Genomic DNA, 19675 nt, shown 5'->3' with positions numbered 1-19675 from the left:
CTGTAGGGCTCTATAATCTATTCAATATTGAATAGTTCTATTTATTTTTGAAACATAAAAAAGGAACCCAAGCGGGCTCCCTCCATTCACACACGTTCCAGCAGCAAAGCAACTCCAATTCCCCCGCCTACGCAGAGGGTAGAGATTCCGTATTTCTGATTCTGATGATGGTTACCTAACCAGCATTTTTCTTGCAACTCCGCTGTTCACAGCAGCTAAAGCAACTGACCGGGCTACTTGAGGTGCTACCCTGCTGTCAAATGGCGCAGGGATGACATAATCCTCGGACAATTCTTCAGGTGTGACCAACTCGGCAATTGCATAAACGGCTGCCAGTTTCATTTCTTCATTGATATCCGTGGCATGTACATCCAGCGCTCCCCTGAAAATCCCTGGAAAGGCGAGTACGTTATTCACCTGATTCGGAAAATCGGAACGCCCCGTACCGACCACTTTTGCCCCAGCGGCTTTTGCGTCCTCCGGTAAAATCTCAGGATCAGGGTTGGCCATAGCAAAAATGATAGGATCACGGTTCATTGACCTGACCATTTCCTGCGTAACCGCTTTCGCTACAGACACCCCGATAAACACATCGCTACCTGCGATCACATCGACTAAAGATCCCTGCCGTTTTCTCTTGTTTGTCTGTTTGGCGATCTCTTCCTTCATCCGATTCATTCCCTCGATTCGTCCCTCAAAGATCGCTCCCTTGGTATCGCACAGGATGATATCCTGAACGTCCATACTCAAAAGGAGTTTCGTTGTGGCAATCCCTGCGGCTCCGGCCCCGTTGACAACCACTTGGATCTCGCTTAAGCTCTTGCCCACCACTTTTAATGCATTGATCAGACCGGCTACAGTCACAATGGCCGTTCCATGCTGATCATCGTGAAAGATCGGAATGTTCATTTCTGCCTTCAATCTTTCTTCGATGTAAAAGCAACTGGGGGCCGCAATGTCTTCCAGGTTGATCCCCCCGAATGTCGGTTCGAGCAGCTTCACCATTTCAACGATCTTATCCGCATCATCCGTGTTGAGGCAGATCGGAAATGCATCCACCCCGGCAAAAGATTTAAAGAGAGCCGCTTTCCCTTCCATCACCGGCAGGGCTGCCTCGGGACCAATATTCCCGAGACCCAATACAGCCGTCCCGTCCGACACCACAGCGACAAGATTCCCTTTTATGGTGTAATCATAGACTTTTTCCCGATCCTTGAAAATTTCTTTACACGGTTCAGCTACACCAGGGGAATAGGCAAGACTTAAATCCCGCTGGTTGGCAATCGACATCTTGGTATTTACCGACAGTTTCCCCTGATACTTCTGATGCAGCTGCAATGCTTCTTCCCGTAGATTTGACATGTTCCACTCCACCCTTTTCCCATTCTATTGATTTCTTTCTTTCGCTCGTACCCATTACTTTTTCTTTTCCAATAGAATCAGTAGATCGCCCGTCTCGATGCTGTCTCCGGATTTGATGAAAATTTCTTTCACGACCGCGTCAAAAGGCGCCTGAACCGTTGTTTCCATTTTCATCGCTTCGGTAACAAGAAGGTATTCTCCTTTTTTGACCTTATCGCCAGGCTCCACCATCACCTTGAGTACTTTGCCTGGCATGGAAGTGCCAATCTGTTCGGGATCGGCAGAGTCAGCCTTACGGCGTGATTCCACGGCAACTTCGGCAGACAGGTCTCGTACGGTCACTTCCCTGGGCTGACCGTTGAGTTCGAAGTAGATGGTCCGATTTCCATCCGGGGTCAGGGCACCAACGGAAATTAACTTGACGATCAGGGTCTTTCCTTGTTCAATGTCAACCGCAATTTCCTCTCCAAGCCGCAGTCCATAGAAGAAAGTGGGGGTCTCCAACACCGAAATATCTCCATATTCGCCGGAAATTTTTTCTTTATCCAGGAAAACTTTCGGATACATAATATAGGACATGATGTCATAGTCATTCACAGAACGCCCGACTTTCTCTTCCAGTTCCTGTTTCACTTTGTCAAAATTAACAGGAGGGAGCAATTCACCGGCCCGACAGGTAAAATAATCCCGCCCCTTTAGAACGATCCGGCGGAGCTCTTCAGGGAAACCGCCCGGCGGCTGTCCGAGATAACCCTGGAAGAATTGAACGACAGACTCCGGAAAATCAAGGTGATCTCCTTTTTCATAGACATCCGCCTCGGTCAGGTTGTTCTGCACCATGAACAAAGCCATGTCGCCCACGACTTTGGAAGAAGGCGTGACTTTTACAATATCCCCAAACATCAGGTTGACGGTATGGTAGGCCTCCTTCACCTCTTCCCAGCGATCTCCAAGTCCCACTCCTTTCGCCTGTTGGTGAAGGTTGGTATATTGGCCTCCGGGCATTTCATGAATATAGATTTCGGAACTTGGCGATTTCATGCCGCTTTCAAATCCGGCATAATAGGGACGGACATCTTCCCAGTAATCGGATAATTTTTGCAGGTTTTTCAGATCCAAGCCGGTTTCTCGGTCCATTCCCTGAAGAGCAGCCACCAGTCCGTTCAAACTCGGTTGTGAAGTCATTCCTGACATCGAGCTCAAAGCGCCGTCGACAATATCCACCCCGGCTTCATAGGCTTTAACGAGGGTGGCCAGCTGATTCCCACTGGTGTCGTGAGTGTGCAGATGGATTGGGATTCCCACTTCCTGCTTCAAGGCCCGAATTAATTCATAAGCGGCGTATGGCTTGAGCAGACCTGCCATATCCTTGATGCAGAGAATATGGGCGCCCGCTTTTTCCAATTCCTTGGCCAAGTCAACATAATACTTGAGAGAGTATTTTTGACGATTCGGATCCAGAATGTCCCCCGTGTAACAAATGGCGGCTTCCGCAATCTTTCCGGATTGGCCGACCGCATCAATCGCCAGCCGCATGCCTTCGATCCAGTTCAAGCTGTCAAAAATCCGGAAGACATCAATTCCCGCGTCGGCGGACAGCTGGACAAACTTGTAGATCACATTGTCCGGATAATTTGCATAGCCAACCGCATTGGCTCCCCTTAAGAGCATTTGGAACAAAATATTCGGAATCCGTTCCCGCAACAGATGCAATCTTTCCCATGGGTCCTCATTGAGGAAACGCATACTGGTGTCAAACGTTGCCCCGCCCCACATTTCCAGAGAAAACAGATCAGGGGCTAACTTACCTGTGGCCTCCGAAATTTGCAGCAGATCGTAGGTCCGGACCCTTGTAGCCAGAAGGGATTGATGGGCATCCCGGAAGGTCGTATCGGTAAGAAGCAGCCGTTGCTGGCCTTTGATCCATTCGACCAATCCCTTGGGCCCTTGTTGTTCCAAAAGCTGCTTGGTTCCTTCAGGATAGGCCTGCTTGACGGAAGTGACCGGAACCCGGGGCTTGGCAAAAGTTGGCTTCTTTCCTTTTGGCAGACCCGGATGGCCGTTCACAATCGTTTGTCCGATATACGTGAGCAGTTTCGTTCCTCTATCTTTTCTCTTCGGGAATTCAAACAGCTCTTTCGTGTTGTCAATAAACGAGGTGTCGTACTTTCCAGTAAGAAAATCAGGATGCTGGACGACATTTTCCAAGAACGGAATGTTGGTTTTTACCCCTCGAATCCGGAATTCCTTTAAGGTGCGAAGCATTTTGTTCGCGGCTTGCTCATAGCTGGTTGCCCAAGTGGAGACTTTCACCAAGAGCGAATCGTAATAGGGAGAAATCACGGCTCCCGGATATCCGTTTCCTCCATCCAGGCGAACCCCGAATCCACCACCGGAACGATAAGCTAATAGACGTCCCGTATCTGGAGTAAATCCTTTTTCAGGATCTTCCGTTGTAACCCGACATTGAATCGCATACCCGTGAATTTGAATCGATTCCTGTGACGGAATCCCCACTTCCTCGAGAGAATGCCCTTCTGCAATGCGGATTTGTGACTGCACGATATCGATTCCCGTAATTAATTCCGTAATGGTATGCTCCACTTGAATGCGCGGATTCACTTCAATAAAGTAAAATTTATTCTCCGGGGTCACAAGAAATTCCACCGTTCCGGCATTTCGATAACCCGATTTTGACATGAGTTGAATAGCCGCCTGACAGATCTGTTCACGCAGTGCAGCATCAAGAGAAACGCTTGGAGCCACTTCCACTACTTTTTGATAGCGACGTTGAATGGAGCAATCCCTTTCATATAAATGGACAATGCCCTCATATTGATCGGCTAAGATCTGCACTTCAATATGCTTGGGATTCTCTATGTATTTTTCAATGTATACGGCCGTATTTCCAAAAGCCGATTTCGCTTCAGATCGTGCTCGCTCGATAGCCTCTTGCAATTCTTCCGGCGATCGGACAACACGCATTCCTCGTCCGCCACCACCGGAAGCTGCCTTAATGATCAAAGGGTATCCATGTTCCTTGGCGAACAGGAGCGCCTCCTGCATGGAACCAATCGGCTCCTCTGTACCAGGAATGACAGGAATCTGTGCTTCAATTGCCATTTTCCGCGCTTCCACTTTATCGCCAAACATTTTAATTTGTTCGGCGCGAGGTCCAATAAACACAATTCCCTCTTCCGCACAGCGTTGAGCAAAGCGGTCGTTCTCCGACAGGAATCCATATCCCGGATGAATCGCATCGACATCATTACGCTTGGCAATTTCAATAATCCCTTCAATATCGAGATAGGCTTCGATAGGACCTTTGCCTTCACCAACAAGATAGGCTTCATCCGCCTTAAAGCGGTGAAGAGCCGTATTATCCTGTTCGGAATAAAGAGCCACTGTTCGGATCCCGAGTTCGGTGCAAGCACGGAAAATTCGAATGGCGATTTCCCCGCGATTTGCAACCAAAATTTTCTCGAATTTCTTCATAGTCACTGGATTTCGCTCCTTCCTACCCTCAATCCACAATAAGTATTTTTATCTAAAGTATGAAAACTAAGTAAGAAAACCAACCGGTTAGTATGGTAATTGAGCTAGACCATTTAATCTGTAAATTCAAATAATTGTTCCAAAACCTCGGTCTAGAGTTCTGGCCTCCTTTTCTTGCAGAAAATGACTCTGCGGGTATACTTAACAGTCGATTCTACTTGCTATCATAGTTTATTTATTTTATCACATCAAGAATTTTTCGAAAAATACACGAATACTTCACAAAGTCATCTTTAAACAGTTACAAGAAAGTGACAGATTCCCGTCATGCAAACAAAAACCTCCGGTTATTCCGGAGGTGTCAGGTGTGGTTTACTCTTCTCTCAATTTACTCTCCCTGCTCTATCTTTCAGATATGCTTCAGCCGCTTCAATTGCTTCTAAAAAACTGGAATAAACGGAGGATTTGCTCTGTTCGATCTCCTGCCCAGGATGATGTATGTTCAAACGCCTGCTCGAGTGAACAAGGTCCGGGAACAATGGAAAAGGCTGCTGTCACTTGCAGCATATCCAACTGATCACCGGTGAGATCCATTGCCCCACATATCGCGATCACGGGGATATTATAGTGTCGTGCTTGTCGACTGATTCCAGCAATGCCCTTTCCCGAAAGTGTCTGAAAATCCAGTTTTCCTTCTCCAGTGATCAATAAGTCAGCTTCCTTAAGGTGTTGACGGACGTTCATTGCCTCCATGACCACCTCAATGCCCTGTTTTAACTCAGCTTGGAGAAATGCCACCAGTGCCGATCCCATCCCTCCTGCCGCCCCTACTCCGGGGATGCTGCGTATTTCCATACCCTTTTGTTTCAACACGATGTCCGCAAAGTAATTCAAGCATGCATCCAAATGCTTTACCATCTCTGGGGTTGCCCCCTTTTGTGGACCAAATACGGCGGAAGCCCCCTCCGGTCCGCATAACGGATTCGTTACATCACAAGCCACAGTAAAGGAAGCCTCTTTCACACGGGGGTCAAACTGGGTATCATCCATTGAATATAAATCACGGAGAAACCCTCCTCCCTGCGGCAAAGGTATACCGTTACGGTCATAAAACTCCATCCCGAGTGCTTTGAGCATACCCGTTCCAACATCGTTTGTGGCACTCCCACCAATCCCGATAACAAATTGACGATATCCCTGATCTAGAGCATACCGAATTAATTCTCCTGTTCCGTAGCCGGTGGCGTGCAGCGGGTTTTTCTCCGATTCAATGACAAGCGGAAGCCCCGAAGCTTGAGCCATCTCAATGACAACCGTTTTTCCATCTCCTAGTACACCGTAGGCAGCATGGACCGGTCGTCCATAAGGGCCTGTAACCTTTACCTTGTAAATCGTTCCATTGGATGCAGTAACCATATTTTCCATCGTACCCTCCCCGCCGTCCGCCAAAGGCAGCTCAATAAAACCTGCTTGGGGAAAAACCCGGAGATCTCCTTCCTTAATCGAAGCGCAAAGTTCCCTGGCATTGATGGATCCCTTAAAAGAATCTGGTGCAATGACGATTTTCATTTTATCTGATCAACCACCCCAGCGGAACGGTGACAATGGAAGGGAACAAAATGAGCAGAATCAAAATAATAACTTCAACCAATAAAAACGGCCAAATCCCCTTCATAATATCATCCATGCCAATCTTTCCAACGCCGCAAGCGACATTTAATACCGTGCCAACCGGAGGGGTAAGTAATCCGATAACGTTATTCAGAATAAAAAGGACACCGAAATAAACAGGGTCAATTCCTGCAGCCTCAATGACCGGCATAAGGACAGGGGTCAAAATTAGAACGGTCGGAGTCAGATCCATGGCTGTACCCACAACTGAACGACTACCGGCTAAAGCCGGTAGGTTCCTCTGAGCGACTGAAAGTCGCTGTTCAGGCTAAAGCCTGCTGAAAAGCAACCAGTGGCTAAAGCCACCTAAAGGTTTCGACTGTAACTCGACCTTGCGGCTCAAAGCCGCCGGTCTAGGCTAAAGCCTGCTGAAAGCCACCTATGGCTGAAGCCATCTGAAGTTTCCGACTGAAACTCGGACTTCTTCTAAGTTATTCTTCAATGTCAAAGACATCATCGCCTTCGACTTGCTGACCTTCTATATAGCGGCGGATCGTTTCTTCATTCACCGCTCCGACTGTTGCACAGAAATATCCTCTAGCCCATAAATGCTGGCCCCAGTACCTCTTTTTGAGATGGGAAAACTCGTCCTGCAACATTCGTGATGATCTTCCCTTGAGATACTGAATTACCTTTGATGGAGCCATTGTCGGTGGGCATGATACCAGCAGATGGATGTGATCTTTCCCTACGCTTCCTTTTACAATCGTGATCCCCCGACTGAAGCAGCATTGTCGTATGATTTCTCGTGCTCGTGCCGCCACTTCCCCAACGAGCTCGTGATATCGATATTTTGTTACCCACACGAAGTGGTACTTGATGTCATATACAGAATGTCCACCGGTTTGATAGTCGACCATACTGCTCACCTCTCACTTTATGTTAGAGGTGCTCCGATACACTGTCAACGCGCTGGAAGCTGACCGGCTAAAGCCGGTGGGTTTAGACCTGGCGCATGGAAACTAAATAAGGAATTAATATCTATACTCAAAGAGAGTAGGTGGCTACTCTCTGATACCGAGCAGACTGATCGTTTCACAAATACGGTAGAATATCATAAAATCTTCCATTTCACCCAATCGTTCTAAGCACCTATGAATATTCCAGGATATATTGAATACACAATTTTTTATATACCTGCCGCAAATCATATCCTAAAGGGCGCCGAAACTATTCATATGATTAGAAAAGGGCAGAACGAATTGAACAAGTTCGTCTGCCCTTTATGTCCATCAATAAGTTTTTTGAAATTAAGCCCACCACATCTCGGGTACTTCTTCTTTAAAAAGCACTACTTTAAGGAGTCCAATTGACTTGGATAATCCTTCATCAATGGAAGCCAGCATATCTTCATGTTCAATTGAGAGTACATAATCATATCCCACTGCACGGAGTGCGCTTACAATATCACGCCACATCTTTTCATTCTGACCATACCCTACGGTACGGAACACCCAAGATCGATCCAGTATCTCACTGTAGTGTTTTGTATCAAGCACTCCGTTTACCCGAATATTCGCCTGATCCAAATAAGTGTCTTTTGCATGAACATGGAAAATCGCATTCTCTCGGCCTAACTTTTTTATTGCCTCAACAGGATCGATCCCCTGCCACAAGAGATGACTTGGATCAAAATTGGCTCCTATGCTGGGGCCCGCTTGTTCCCGCAATTTCAGCAGTGTTTCAGGATTGTAAACGACAAAACCGGGATGCATCTCAAACGCAATTTGGCGAATCCCATGAGATTCCGCGAATTTTGTTTCTTCTCTCCAATAAGGAATTACAACCTCATCCCACTGCCACTTAAGAATCTCCATATATTCCGGCGGCCACGAACATGTTACCCAGTTTGGAAATTTCGCTCCGCTGTGATCACCGGGGCATCCGGAAAATCCGTTGATAACGGGAATCTCTAACCTTTCAGCCAGCAGAACTGTTTTCCGCCAAGTGTCATGAGATTGCTTTGCAAATTCCTTATCCGGGTGGAGTGGATTCCCATGACAACTTAATCCACTGATGCTTAAGCCTCGGCTTTCAACAGCTCTCTTGAAAGCGGTTGCTTTTGCCGGATCTTCTAGCAGTTCATCCGGATCGCAATGCTTGTTCCCTGGATAATTCCCTGTACCCAACTCAACAGTTTCTACTCCCATCTCGGCAACCTTATCGAGCATCTGTTCAAAAGGAAAATCTTGATATAAAACCGTAAAAACGCCTAACTTCATTTCGATTCCCCCTATTGAGCAGGTAGCTGAATCCACGATTTGGTATGATTGCTCTCCAAAATAGCATCTATTAATTCCATAATCCGATGACCGTCTTCAAACGTCGCAAAGGAAGAAGTACCTTCATGGTCATTACCGGCTTTTCTTCTGCTGACAGCTCCGTAAAAATCAATAAACAGATTTTTAACGGCATCAGGCCACCCTTCTTGGTGCCCACCAGGGTAATGTGCCAGTACAGCAGCTTGAGGTGAAAGGAGAGATGGATCACGCATGAGTTCCATGTTAGGGTCATCGCGTTTCCCTACCCACAATCGATTTGGGTTTTCTTGATCCCAAGCCAGTGTGGAGTTTGCTCCGGCAATCTCAAAATACAATCTGTTCTTACGCCCGGCGCTTACCTGTGATACAGTAAACACCCCATGGGTCCCATCTTCAAAATGGACCAGTACACTACCGTAATCTTCCGTAGTGATTTTAATTGCTTCTCTGTCGTGCTGTTCGCTTGAGCTGAATGTGCTTACTTCCCCTTTTGGCTTGAAACGAACAGGATGAACCGTTTTCAGATCAGCAAATACTTCCACAATTTTTTTCCCAAGTACATGTTGAACTGTATCACACCAGTGGGAGCCAATATCGGCAATTGCCCTCGAAGCTCCGTTTTGTTCGGGAACCAATCTCCAGTTGTAATCTGTTTCATATAAAAGCCAGTCCTGACAATAGCCCCCATATACTAAATTGACTTTCTCATTTGCAACCAATTCCCGGGCTTGAACGACCATGGGGTAGTGGCGATAGTTAAAACAGACCCCACTGATCCCCGGACTTTTTTTAGCTAACTCCTTTAATTCAAAAGATTCTGCACTGGTTAAAGCCAGTGGTTTTTCCGACAAAACGTGTTTTCCCGTTAATAAAACTGCACGATTAATATGGAAATGCAGATGGTTAGGAGTGCAGTTATGAATCACCTCCACTTCCGGATCTTCGATTAACTCATTAAAGTCTCCATATGCTTTTGGAATACCGAACTCCTTGGCTTTTTCTTCAGCAAGTACCTTAGTAATAGACGCTATGGCTACAACCTTTACATTATTGATGCGTTTCAATGCCTCCAAATGGAATGTTGCAGAAAAACCTGTTCCGATAATTCCAACTTTGATTTGTTCCATAAAGTTTCTTCACTCCGTGCATTCAATTTTTACTGATATTGTTTATCTTTTTATCGTTCGACGACCGAAAGCTACTGCCAAGATAATGATTAATCCTTTTACCACCATTTGTTGGCTTACATCGAGTCCCATTATGATCAAACCGTTATTGATCATACCGATCATCAAAGAACCAAACACAGTACCTATGACAGTACCCATTCCACCGAATAAACTGGTCCCACCCAGAATTACGGCCGCAATAACGGACAATTCATCCCCCTCGCCGAACGTAAACCGGCCTGCGTGCATACGTCCTGCATACAACATACCAGCCAAACCAGCCAATAATCCCGAACCGACCAACACCAAAAGTTTGATTTTTGCCGTATTCACACCGGTGAATCTTGCAGCGCTTTCGTTGCCGCCAGTTGCAAGGGTTTGACGTCCAAATGCGGTTTTTCGGAGCAAAATGTGGCCGATTACCGCTATAACTAAAGTCCAGATAAGCAAGACAGGAACAGGACCAATATCACCGGAACCGAAGACAAAGTTATAAGTTTTGTTTAAAATCGGCACAGGGGCTGTGTTCGTGATCCACATAGCGAGCCCTTTGGCTATCCCCATCATGCCTAATGTGACAAGAAATGAGGGAATCGCCACTCTGGTTACAAGAATTCCATTGATTAATCCTATAAGGGCCCCGGTTCCCAGCCCTGCTACTATACCTCCGGCCACACCGAAACCCGCTTTCATTGCCAGGGCGGCAGTTAATGAAGAAAGTGCAGCGATAGAGCCCACAGAAAGGTCTATCTCAGCGGCTGAAATAACAAACGTCATCGCCACAGCCATAATTGAGATCATTGCCGTTTGACGAGCAATGTTAAGAAGATTATTGCTGGACAAAAAACCTTGATCATAGAGACTGATTGAAAAGTAAATAAACACACCAACGAAGGCAATATAAACGATATATCTTTTCCAATCGAACTTTGCTAAACGATTCGTATTTTGAATAGTATTCGTCATATTAGACGACTTGGATTGCATGTTGCAGTACCTCCTCTGATGCGATCTCCTTACGATCCATTTCCTTCGTTACTCTTCCTTCGTTTAAAACAATGACGCGATCACTTAAGGCAAGAAGTTCAGGAAGTTCCGAGGAGATCACGATAATAGCTTTCCCGCTGTCAGCCAACGAACGGATGATCTCGATAATCTCGGTTTTTGCTCCAATGTCCACCCCGATTGTCGGTTCATCCAAAATCAAAATCTCAGGAGAGTTGGCCAACCATTTGGCCAATACAATTTTTTGCTGATTTCCTCCCGACAGCAACCGGGACGTTTTGAATATATTGTCGGTCTTGATATTCAATCTTGTTACAAACTCCGACGCTATTTGGTTCCCTTTTGCATCATCGATAAACATCCCTTTTTTTATGTTGCTCAAAATCGGCAAAAGGATATTGTCTTTTACACTGTGATCCAGGATCAGCCCCTGCATTCTCCGATCCTCAGGAACAAGGGCTATCCCGGCTTTTATTGCATCCTCAGGTTTTTTAATGGACAGCTTTTGACTATTCATAAGAATTTCACCGCTATCGATTGGATCGATGCCAAAAATGGCACGAACCATTTCGGAGCGCCCGCTTCCCATCAGACCCGCAATTCCAAGTATCTCTCCACGGTATAAATCAAAGCTTACTCCATTCACCCTACGACCTGATGTAAGATTTCTCACCTGGAGTACCGGCTCTTGATTCCTTTGATAATTACGATCTTTCCACTCAAAGGCGTGTTCCAAATTTCCCCCTACAATATGTTGAATAACGGTTTCCATCGTTAATTCACTGCAAGGGGATGTCATCACGTGTTTGCCATCCCGCAAAATGGTAATTCGATCACATATCCGAAAAATTTCGTCCATCCGATGTGAAATGTAGATGATAGAGATTCCCTTTGCTTTTAATTTATCGATCAGTTCAAACAACACTTCTGTCTCGTTTTTTGTCAGAGAGGATGTAGGTTCATCCATAATTAAAATTTTCGTGTTTTGAGAAAGTGCCTTTGCAATCTCTGTCATTTGCCAGTATCCAACACCAAGCTGTTCTACCGGGATATTGCGATCAATATTTACGTTCAATTCATTCAGCAGTTGTTCTGTTTGGCGAATACATTCCTTTTCGTCAATAAAACCTAGATTGTTTCTTGGCTCCCGTGTCAGAAAAATGTTTTGCGCAACGGTCAAGGTGGGCACCAAGCTGAATTCCTGAAAAATCATGGAGACCCCATTTTCTTTCGCATCATTAGGTTGTTGAATACTTACCTCGGAACCGTCGATAAAAATTTGACCCTCATCACCTTGGTAAACACCAGTCAAAATTTTCATCAATGTGGACTTTCCTGCCCCGTTTCCTCCCATCAGGGCATGGACTTCCCCACGTCGCAACTCAAAATCCACGCTGTTAAGCACTTTGATTCCGTTAAACGACTTTGAGATCTGAGACATTCTTAATATAGGTTTTTCCATGTCCATCATCCTTTTTCAGTGATCTGAATGAGGCCGCCATTGATAAATAGCGGTCTCATTCAGATTATTTGCTGGAGATCGAATCACGCGGATGTTCTTACTTTTCAATTTTTACCCATGCATTTTTTTCGGCGGATTTCAAAATTGCGTCAGAAATCAGGGCAATTTGATAACCGTCATAAAAATTCGGGGCTATATCGGTGTCTTCTACGATCGCCTTGAAGAAGTCATAGACCTCGATAATCTTCGTTTCGCCATAACCGATACCCAATGCAGGAATAGGCCATAAGCCTTCACCGTACGGATGAGCCGGACCGGTATAAATGGTTCTGAATCCACGGCGGTCTGCCGGATCGTCAGCGAAGCAAACTTGCAATTCATCTCGTCGCTCATAGTTAAAGTAAATGGAGCCTTTTTCTCCATGAATTTCGAATGTTAAGAAGTTGTTGCGTCCCCATGCGTTTCGGGTTGCTTCAACGCTGCCGATCGCTCCGTTCTCAAAATTGACCAATGTGATGAACTCGTCATCAACGTCTACCGGTTTTTTCGGAACGTCTTGGGATGCTTTTACCGTCCCCAACTTATCTGCCCCGCCAGCTTGAACAGGACGCTCTTTGATCCAAGTTTGTGCGGTAGCCATTACTTCCGTTATTTCACCTACCAAGTAGCGGGCGAAATCGATGACATGAGTTCCAATATCCCCAAGCGTACCGGATCCCGCAACGCTTTTTTGAAAACGCCACGACAAAGGAGAATTGGGATCGGCTGACCAATCCTGCAAATAAGTTCCACGGAAATTGAGGATTCTACCAATTGCACCTTCTTCAATATACTTCTTAGCCAGAGCGACCGTGGGAGTCCGCCGATAGTTGAATGCAACCATATGTTTTACACCGGCTTCTTTAACTGCATCCAGCATCAACTTTGCTTCAGCGGCATTTCGCGCAAGCGGTTTTTCCGAAATGATATGCTTTCCCGCTTTAGCTGCTGCAATTGCAATTTCTGCATGGGAATCATTCGGTGTTGCGATGTCGATAATATCGATATCAGGATTCTCCACCACTCGTCTCCAATCGGAGGTGTACTCATCGTACCCAAAACGAGCGGCAGCATCTTTGGCAGCTGCTTCAGTTACATCAGCAATCATTTTTCGATGGGGAATCGCAGGGGCCGGCCAGAAAAACATCGGCATTCCCGCGTAAGAAAGCGAGTGTGCTTTTCCCATAAAACCAGCGCCAATCATTCCAACGTTTAATTTTTTCATAGATCATCAACCTCCCTAATCGATTACTTCGCAGCATCATGAACTGCCTTAGGAGCATCCTGGTTATAAACCATTTTCCAGGCCTCGAACACGTTTTCCTTAGTTACTCTCAATGCAGGCACAGCAACATATGCAGGCGCTTCTTTGCCAAGTAGCGAATATCCCGCGAGTATAGCCTCCGCGACACCCTGGTCATAAGGGAGTTGTGCGCCAAGCCCTTTAATGGGGCCACCCTGTGCAATATCCAATGCAACGTTTGTACCGAGATCAATCGTTGTAATGATTAAGTCGTTGCGTCCGGCTGTACGGGCAGCTGCCAATGCACCTTCCGCCGGTACATCCCATACAACAAAAATCCCCTTGAGATCAGGGTTTTTCGTCAGCATAGCGGAAGTGACTTTTTCCCCGTCATTCGGTCCGATGATGCCACCGCGATCAACAATTTGAATATCCGGATATTTTTCCTTGATGGTCTTCTCAAACGCATCGGTTCTCTGTTTGGTAACGAAGAAATCCGAGTCGTGGAAAATGACCCCCACTTTCCCTTTACCCCCAAGCTTTTCGGCCATAATCTTCGCAGCTTCCACACCGTTTCCATAGTTGTCGGCTGAAACTACGCTGACGTAATCCTCTCCGTGCTTTAAGTCGTTGGGCGTATTGTCCATAAACACCAACTTTACGCCTTTTTCAGCTGCTTTTTTATAAGCGCTTGCCGTTGAAACCGGATCTACCGGAATACTCACAATGATGTCCGGATTCTTTGCCAATACTGTTTCAATATCAGCAACTTGCTTTTCCGCTTTAAATTGAGCGTCGGTCACGGCTACGACTTCAATTCCCATCTTGTTGAATGCGGCCTTCAAACCCTCAACTTGGGCGGTCGACCAGTCATTGCCAGCATAATGCATTACAATAGCTGCTTTATAACGCTTTTCCTTGATTTTCTTCAGATCATCTTCCGTTAATTTCAGGGTCTTGGCGGAAACAGCTGTTTCACCATGCGGTCCCTTGCTTAGAATTTGACTGTCCGGAAGTGCCTGATTTACAGTAAGTGGACCATTAGTTTCGGCCGGTTTGGTTTGAGTTTCTGTTTGCGGAGTCTTTACTTCTTGGGCTTGGTTTCCGCCGCACCCAGCCAGTAAACCGGCAATCAAGGCGGAACCGAGAAGCAAGGCAGAGTATTTTTTCGCTTTCATAGAACTTACCCCCGTTTTTAAATAAAATTGTATATTCCCAAGCGTTGAAAGACGCTAAGAAATTGGAATCGATTACAGATCAAATAGCTCAAAATTGGATTTCAAATAATCTTTGCTGATTTGAGCACCCTCTTTTGGATCCTCAAAACTATCCAATTCGACCGTTACCCACCCCTGATAGTTTGCTTTCTTCAGTACTTGCATGATCTCATGATAGTTTTGTTTCCCTTTCCCTAAAGGCAAAAATTCACCATTTTCATAATCTTTTAGATGGACATACTTAATTCGATCTGCATATTTTTTGATAATTTCGGCCGGATTTCCGCCACCTGCCTCAATATGCGCCGTGTCCGGACAAAGATTGATGGAAGTAAGAGGCATCAATTTATCCAATTGTTCCGGTGACTGAACGATGGTTCCCAAGTGTGGATGATAGCTTGGAATCAAACCGTACTTTTCAGCAATCGCAACAACCTTATTAAGGCCGTCAGCCAAAGCATTATAATCCGTCTCCAAGACTCCGTTAGCCCGGATAGCTCCTCCACCTACTACCAGGTGTTGAGCGCCCATTTCTGAGGCAAATGCAGCAACCTTTTCAATCTTCCATAATTCTTCTTCCAGGATCTCAGCGAAAATGAAGTTTGCTCCTGAATAAACAGCAATAAACTCCAATGAATAGGTTGTTAACAGATCCTGAAAGCGATTTTTGCGGTCGATGTATTGCATCAAGTTGCCATCAAAAAGTTCAAATCCTTTGTACCCTACTGCCGAGATGTCAGTCAAAGCTTGTTCTGTGGAACCATTTGCAAGATAGTACAAATCTTTTACAGATGTTACTCCCGCGGGATGACCAACCACTCCACCCCATGTATTGGTTTGATATCCTAATTTCATCGAAAACGCCTCCTGGAATAATCCTTTAAATGAAATAATTCTTGTGTGCCTTAGTGCTTATAGGAACAGAGTTCACTATCCCAAATCACCTCCCCAAGCGTAATCGATTACATTATTTGGTTAACATGCATTTCCACCACAGGTTTCCCGGATAATCAGTTGATCCTCAAGTACATACTGCCGTCTTTTCAACTGGTTTCCGTTAATCAATTTTACAAGTAGCTCCATTGCAGTTGTCCCGATCTCATACATCGGCTGAGCAATCGTCGTTATGGACGGTTCAAAAATTGAGGCAATTTTGACATCATCAAATCCCACAACCGCTATATCTTTAGGAACATTCAACGACTGTTCTCTCACAGCTTTTACCGCACCAATGGCCATATCGTCACTGGCAGCAAAAATAGCGGTTGGCGGATTTTCCAAAGCAAGAAATTTCATCGCGAGATTGTAACCGATTTCATAAGAGAAATCACCTTCCTGAATGAGTACAGGATCAATTTCTAATTCGTACTGTGTCATAGCCTGTTGGTATCCCCGCAAACGGTCACGGCTTAAAACGATATTCATTGGACCCGAAATGTGAGCGATCCGCCGATGTCCCAACTGAATCAAATGCTCTGTAGCCTTTCGGGCACTGCTGATGTTATCGATCGATACAGTGGGTATTCTGGAACCCTCCAGATATTCACACGCAAGTACCACTGGAAATTGTTCCGCTATCTCCTCAATCTCCTCTCGATTCATCCGGGCAGTCAACAGAATCATTCCATCAACCTGCTTTTGTCGCAGGAGATTCAAATATTCAACTTCGAGGTGAACACTGTTTTGCGTATCCACCAAGAGAACCTGATAGCCGCTCTTGACAGCTACCGATTCAATCCCGAGCAAGATTTTCGAAAAAAAAGAATTTGTAATGTCTGGTACTACTACAAGAACAGTTTTTGTTTCCATCCTGCGAAGATATCTCCCCAAGATGTTCGGTTGGTACTTCAATCGTTGTATAGCCTCTAACACTTTTTCTCTCGTTTCCTCTGTTACGTTATCCGCGTTACTTAAAACCCGCGATACAGTAGCCGTGGATACATTAGCCAGTCTAGCTACATCGTTTATTTTCGCCATAATTGAAAACCCTTTCATTTTCCAGTTAAACAATCGTGTAATCGGTTACATCGATGCCCTCTAGTCTTCATTTTTCAGAATTCACCGTAATTTACGTAAATATAATTTTGCATCTGGCTTAAATTATATCCACCGATTCTGATTAAGTCAAACTATTTCTAGTTTTTTTAAAAAAGAACCTATTAAGAGGCTTTTTTGAACAACAAGTTTTTTAGTTTACGCAAAAAGTTCTTCTTGGGGTCTATCTTCGCTGACTTTCTCTGTAATTACTGCATATAGATCCTTTTATCTCGTCAAGAACGAATAGATTCATGTGAAATATAGCCTTTTTGATATTCTGGTAGGGATAGTTGACTTTTTTTAAAATTAAAGAATACAATGTTTATGAACTGATTAATGTTATATTTACGTAAAAGGTGATGTTATGGCTACGATAAAAGACGTTGCATTAAAAGCAGGTGTATCGATCGCCACTGTCTCACATGTGATCAATCGAACTAGATATGTTAGTAACGAATTGGAAATGCGTGTTACGAAAGCAATGAACGAACTTAATTATAATCCCACGGATAGCTTGCGTATCTCTAAAAAGGCAAAAACACAAACAATCGGTATCATCACAACCGCCATTGGTGACGAGCTGCTTAACGATTTAGTTCAAGGATTAGATCAATTATTACCTAAAGAAAAGCTTTACCAAATTGTTACTCTATTATTTAAAGGTAACAAATTAACGGTTAAGGATATAAAAAACTATCAACAGCATTATAATCTTGATCATATTATTATTTATGACTGTTTAATTAATGAAAATTTCGATCAAAAATTTAATCCTAAATTCCCAATCATATCTATTGGGCAAAAACAAGCGATCTGTCACAATGCTTTCTGCATTGATTTAGATTATGAAGGCGGTTTGGAAAAATCCCTCAAACATCTTATTAGAAGCGGGCATGAAGAGATTGGCATTATTACGTACCATGGTCAACAATCTTTTAATGAACGGCTTAGAAGTAAAACAAATCAATTGTTTGAACAGTTCGGACTACCTCATAAGCACAATTTGTTTTTCGAAATAGGGAAATCGGAAACAGAAGATACCTATCGTTTGTTTTTTGAAGATGTATTGAAAACGTCTAAAAATATCTCATCTATTATAACGATGCACCCGAATATTATGATTAAGCTATTGGAATATGCGAATCAACAACAAATTAAGATTCCGGATGATATTTCGGTTGTTTCTGTGGGAGGATTTATAACCTTTCCTTTAATGCACCCAAGCATAACGCATGTTTCTATTGATATTGCTGATCTGATCAACTGTTGTATTGGGTATATTGAAGAGGTAAATACAAATCAAATTAGCAAAATCTCATCTAACCTTATTGCATTGGAATCAAGTGTTTCAATTGCTAGGGGCCCTTTTGGTGAAAAAGCTCAGCCGCCACAGGTACTTGAGTTAACCAGTGAGGAAGTTAAGCTATTAAAAAAATCTAACTACTCGGTTGCAGTTTCTTTTCATTGTGCAGGTAATGTATGGGCTAGACTACATGAGCAAGGGATGAAAGATTGCTTTAATAACCTAGGAATTAAAATGCTAGCTGTTACAAATGCCCATTTTGATCCGGAACTGCAATCGATTCAACAGGATGGGCTCTTATCTATGAAACCAAATGCCATTGTTAGTATTCCAGTTGATGAGATTAAAACAGCTGAAAGCTATAAACGAATTGCTGAAAGTAACACAAAGCTAGTTCTTATAAACAACGTTCCGGAAGGATTAACCCAAGAGGATTATGCAACCTGCATATCTGTCAATGAGATGGAAAACGGGAGAATCGCTGCAAGAATATTGGGTAAACATATGTTGGAAACGGGAAGATCAAACTTTGGAATGGTTAATCATGGTGCAGCTTTTTTTGCAACCAAACAACGTGATTTGACCGTTGAAAATACAATGAAAAATGATTTTCCATCACTTAATTTGGTTGCAAAGTGTCAATTTCACAATCTCAGCAATGTTTATGACGTTTGCCGGGAAATGATCCTTCAGCACCCCGAAATTCAAAGCTTATATGTATGCTGGGAAGAGCCTGCACAACAAGTATTAAAGGCTTTAAAAAGTTTAGGAAGAGAAGACATAACGATTGTCACAACAGACCTCGATTATGAGGTTGCGCTAAACATCGCGCGCGGCGGTAATATTATCGGACTAAGCGCGCAGCGTCCGTATGAACAAGGACGGGCTATGGCACTAGCGGTGGCCAACACCCTTTTAGGAAAAAAAATCCCTTCTTTTATTGGTGTTGAACCGTACGCAGTAACTCATGCTAATCTCCAAAAAGCATGGGTTGATATTCTAAAAGAAAAGCCGCCAAAAGAGCTAACCGAAAGTCTGTCATCCACCCAAGCCGGAAATAACCATGTATGGAGTCATGATTATGAATTTAGCGAACAGAAAAAATGAACCTGTTATTTTCCCACAATTTTCAACGCTATTTTTGTTTTTTAACCAAAACAGCGAGAATTTCCCCGCCTTTATAGGCGGTGGGATGAAATCGCTGATAATTACTGCCATCTACACTGGACAGTATACTTCCGTATAGAACGAGTTACTACAGAAGAAGGTGGAAATATCGAAAGTCGTTCTGGATGCTTGGACTTTCATTTGGAAGACGAAGGCGCCTTTTTTTACCAACGCTTTTTTGATCAGAGGTCGATCCCCAGCCAGATAAAATCATATCCATCACGAAGGAATCCCACCATTCCTG

The 19675-nt window shown here is 44.3% G+C and carries 13 protein-coding genes and 1 pseudogene; 1 reads left to right on the top strand and 13 read right to left on the bottom strand.

Annotation, left to right across the window (positions count from 1 at the left end):
• Nucleotides 1-171: 171 nt before the first annotated feature.
• The 13 genes and pseudogenes from ystJ to ACFO8Q_RS02650 all read right to left on the bottom strand — a co-directional run bounded on the left by ystJ (nt 172) and on the right by ACFO8Q_RS02650 (nt 16901).
• The gene (ystJ, locus tag ACFO8Q_RS02710) at nt 172-1362 is read right to left on the bottom strand and encodes an NADP-dependent malic enzyme (protein WP_380024140.1); all 1191 of its coding nucleotides are present in this window, start codon (nt 1360-1362) and stop codon (nt 172-174) included.
• A 54-nt stretch (nt 1363-1416) separates the two neighbouring features.
• Entirely contained in the window at nt 1417-4857 is a 3441-nt protein-coding gene (pyc, locus tag ACFO8Q_RS02705) for a pyruvate carboxylase (protein WP_380024184.1), read from the bottom strand.
• A 429-nt stretch (nt 4858-5286) separates the two neighbouring features.
• Nucleotides 5287-6426 carry a glycerate kinase gene (locus ACFO8Q_RS02700; protein ID WP_380024139.1) on the bottom strand — a complete coding sequence of 380 codons (1140 nt, stop codon included), beginning with the start codon at nt 6424-6426 and terminating at the stop codon, nt 5287-5289.
• A gap of 1 nt (nt 6427) precedes the next feature.
• Nucleotides 6428-6736: pseudogene (locus ACFO8Q_RS02695) on the bottom strand (TRAP transporter large permease subunit); the annotation flags it as partial.
• A 223-nt stretch (nt 6737-6959) separates the two neighbouring features.
• Nucleotides 6960-7388 carry an IS200/IS605 family transposase gene (tnpA, locus tag ACFO8Q_RS02690; protein ID WP_380024137.1) on the bottom strand — a complete coding sequence of 143 codons (429 nt, stop codon included), beginning with the start codon at nt 7386-7388 and terminating at the stop codon, nt 6960-6962.
• Between the two features lie 390 nt (nt 7389-7778).
• Nucleotides 7779-8750 (bottom strand): sugar phosphate isomerase/epimerase family protein, encoded by a 972-nt coding sequence (locus ACFO8Q_RS02685; protein ID WP_380024136.1) that lies wholly within the window; start codon nt 8748-8750, stop codon nt 7779-7781.
• An 11-nt stretch (nt 8751-8761) separates the two neighbouring features.
• Entirely contained in the window at nt 8762-9916 is a 1155-nt protein-coding gene (locus ACFO8Q_RS02680; RefSeq protein WP_380024135.1) for a Gfo/Idh/MocA family protein, read from the bottom strand.
• Between the two features lie 42 nt (nt 9917-9958).
• Nucleotides 9959-10945 carry an ABC transporter permease gene (locus tag ACFO8Q_RS02675; RefSeq protein ID WP_380024134.1) on the bottom strand — a complete coding sequence of 329 codons (987 nt, stop codon included), beginning with the start codon at nt 10943-10945 and terminating at the stop codon, nt 9959-9961.
• Nucleotides 10926-12425, bottom strand: coding sequence for a sugar ABC transporter ATP-binding protein (locus ACFO8Q_RS02670; RefSeq protein WP_380024132.1), 1500 nt, complete (start codon nt 12423-12425; stop codon nt 10926-10928). Before ACFO8Q_RS02670 ends, ACFO8Q_RS02675 begins: the two co-directional genes overlap by 20 nt.
• Nucleotides 12426-12522: 97 nt before the next feature.
• Entirely contained in the window at nt 12523-13689 is a 1167-nt protein-coding gene (locus tag ACFO8Q_RS02665; RefSeq protein WP_380024130.1) for a levoglucosan dehydrogenase, read from the bottom strand.
• 23 nt (nt 13690-13712) lie between these two features.
• Nucleotides 13713-14885, bottom strand: a complete 1173-nt coding sequence (locus ACFO8Q_RS02660; RefSeq protein WP_380024128.1) for a substrate-binding domain-containing protein — start codon at nt 14883-14885, stop codon at nt 13713-13715.
• A gap of 72 nt (nt 14886-14957) precedes the next feature.
• The gene (locus ACFO8Q_RS02655) at nt 14958-15779 is read right to left on the bottom strand and encodes a sugar phosphate isomerase/epimerase family protein (RefSeq protein ID WP_380024127.1); all 822 of its coding nucleotides are present in this window, start codon (nt 15777-15779) and stop codon (nt 14958-14960) included.
• A 120-nt stretch (nt 15780-15899) separates the two neighbouring features.
• A complete protein-coding gene (locus ACFO8Q_RS02650) occupies nt 15900-16901 on the bottom strand; it encodes a LacI family DNA-binding transcriptional regulator (protein WP_380024126.1) in 1002 nt (333 codons plus the stop codon).
• 424 nt (nt 16902-17325) lie between these two features.
• Here ACFO8Q_RS02650 and ACFO8Q_RS02645 point away from each other — a divergent pair, with 424 nt between their 5' ends.
• Nucleotides 17326-19371 carry a LacI family DNA-binding transcriptional regulator gene (locus tag ACFO8Q_RS02645; RefSeq protein ID WP_380024124.1) on the top strand — a complete coding sequence of 682 codons (2046 nt, stop codon included), beginning with the start codon at nt 17326-17328 and terminating at the stop codon, nt 19369-19371.
• Nucleotides 19372-19675: the final 304 nt, after the last annotated feature.

The organism is Effusibacillus consociatus, from assembly GCF_042652925.1.
GTDB lineage: Bacteria > Bacillota > Bacilli > Tumebacillales > Effusibacillaceae > Effusibacillus > Effusibacillus consociatus.
The sequence above is the reverse complement of the archived record's forward strand: the minus strand, read 5'-3'. Positions and strand labels throughout refer to the sequence as shown.

Bases quoted from the DNA above. Each gene is read 5' to 3' on its own strand.
- tnpA (WP_380024137.1), bottom strand. From the start codon at position 7,388: ATGGTCGACTATCAAACCGGTGGACATTCTGTATATGACATCAAGTAC.
- pyc (WP_380024184.1), bottom strand. From the start codon at position 4,857: ATGAAGAAATTCGAGAAAATTTTGGTTGCAAATCGCGGGGAAATCGCC.
- ACFO8Q_RS02645 (WP_380024124.1), top strand. From the start codon at position 17,326: ATGGCTACGATAAAAGACGTTGCATTAAAAGCAGGTGTATCGATCGCC.
- ACFO8Q_RS02670 (WP_380024132.1), bottom strand. From the start codon at position 12,425: ATGGAAAAACCTATATTAAGAATGTCTCAGATCTCAAAGTCGTTTAAC.
- ACFO8Q_RS02680 (WP_380024135.1), bottom strand. From the start codon at position 9,916: ATGGAACAAATCAAAGTTGGAATTATCGGAACAGGTTTTTCTGCAACA.
- ACFO8Q_RS02655 (WP_380024127.1), bottom strand. From the start codon at position 15,779: ATGAAATTAGGATATCAAACCAATACATGGGGTGGAGTGGTTGGTCAT.
- ACFO8Q_RS02675 (WP_380024134.1), bottom strand. From the start codon at position 10,945: ATGCAATCCAAGTCGTCTAATATGACGAATACTATTCAAAATACGAAT.
- ACFO8Q_RS02665 (WP_380024130.1), bottom strand. From the start codon at position 13,689: ATGAAAAAATTAAACGTTGGAATGATTGGCGCTGGTTTTATGGGAAAA.
- ystJ (WP_380024140.1), bottom strand. From the start codon at position 1,362: ATGTCAAATCTACGGGAAGAAGCATTGCAGCTGCATCAGAAGTATCAG.
- ACFO8Q_RS02660 (WP_380024128.1), bottom strand. From the start codon at position 14,885: ATGAAAGCGAAAAAATACTCTGCCTTGCTTCTCGGTTCCGCCTTGATT.
- ACFO8Q_RS02700 (WP_380024139.1), bottom strand. From the start codon at position 6,426: ATGAAAATCGTCATTGCACCAGATTCTTTTAAGGGATCCATCAATGCC.
- ACFO8Q_RS02685 (WP_380024136.1), bottom strand. From the start codon at position 8,750: ATGAAGTTAGGCGTTTTTACGGTTTTATATCAAGATTTTCCTTTTGAA.
- ACFO8Q_RS02650 (WP_380024126.1), bottom strand. From the start codon at position 16,901: ATGGCGAAAATAAACGATGTAGCTAGACTGGCTAATGTATCCACGGCT.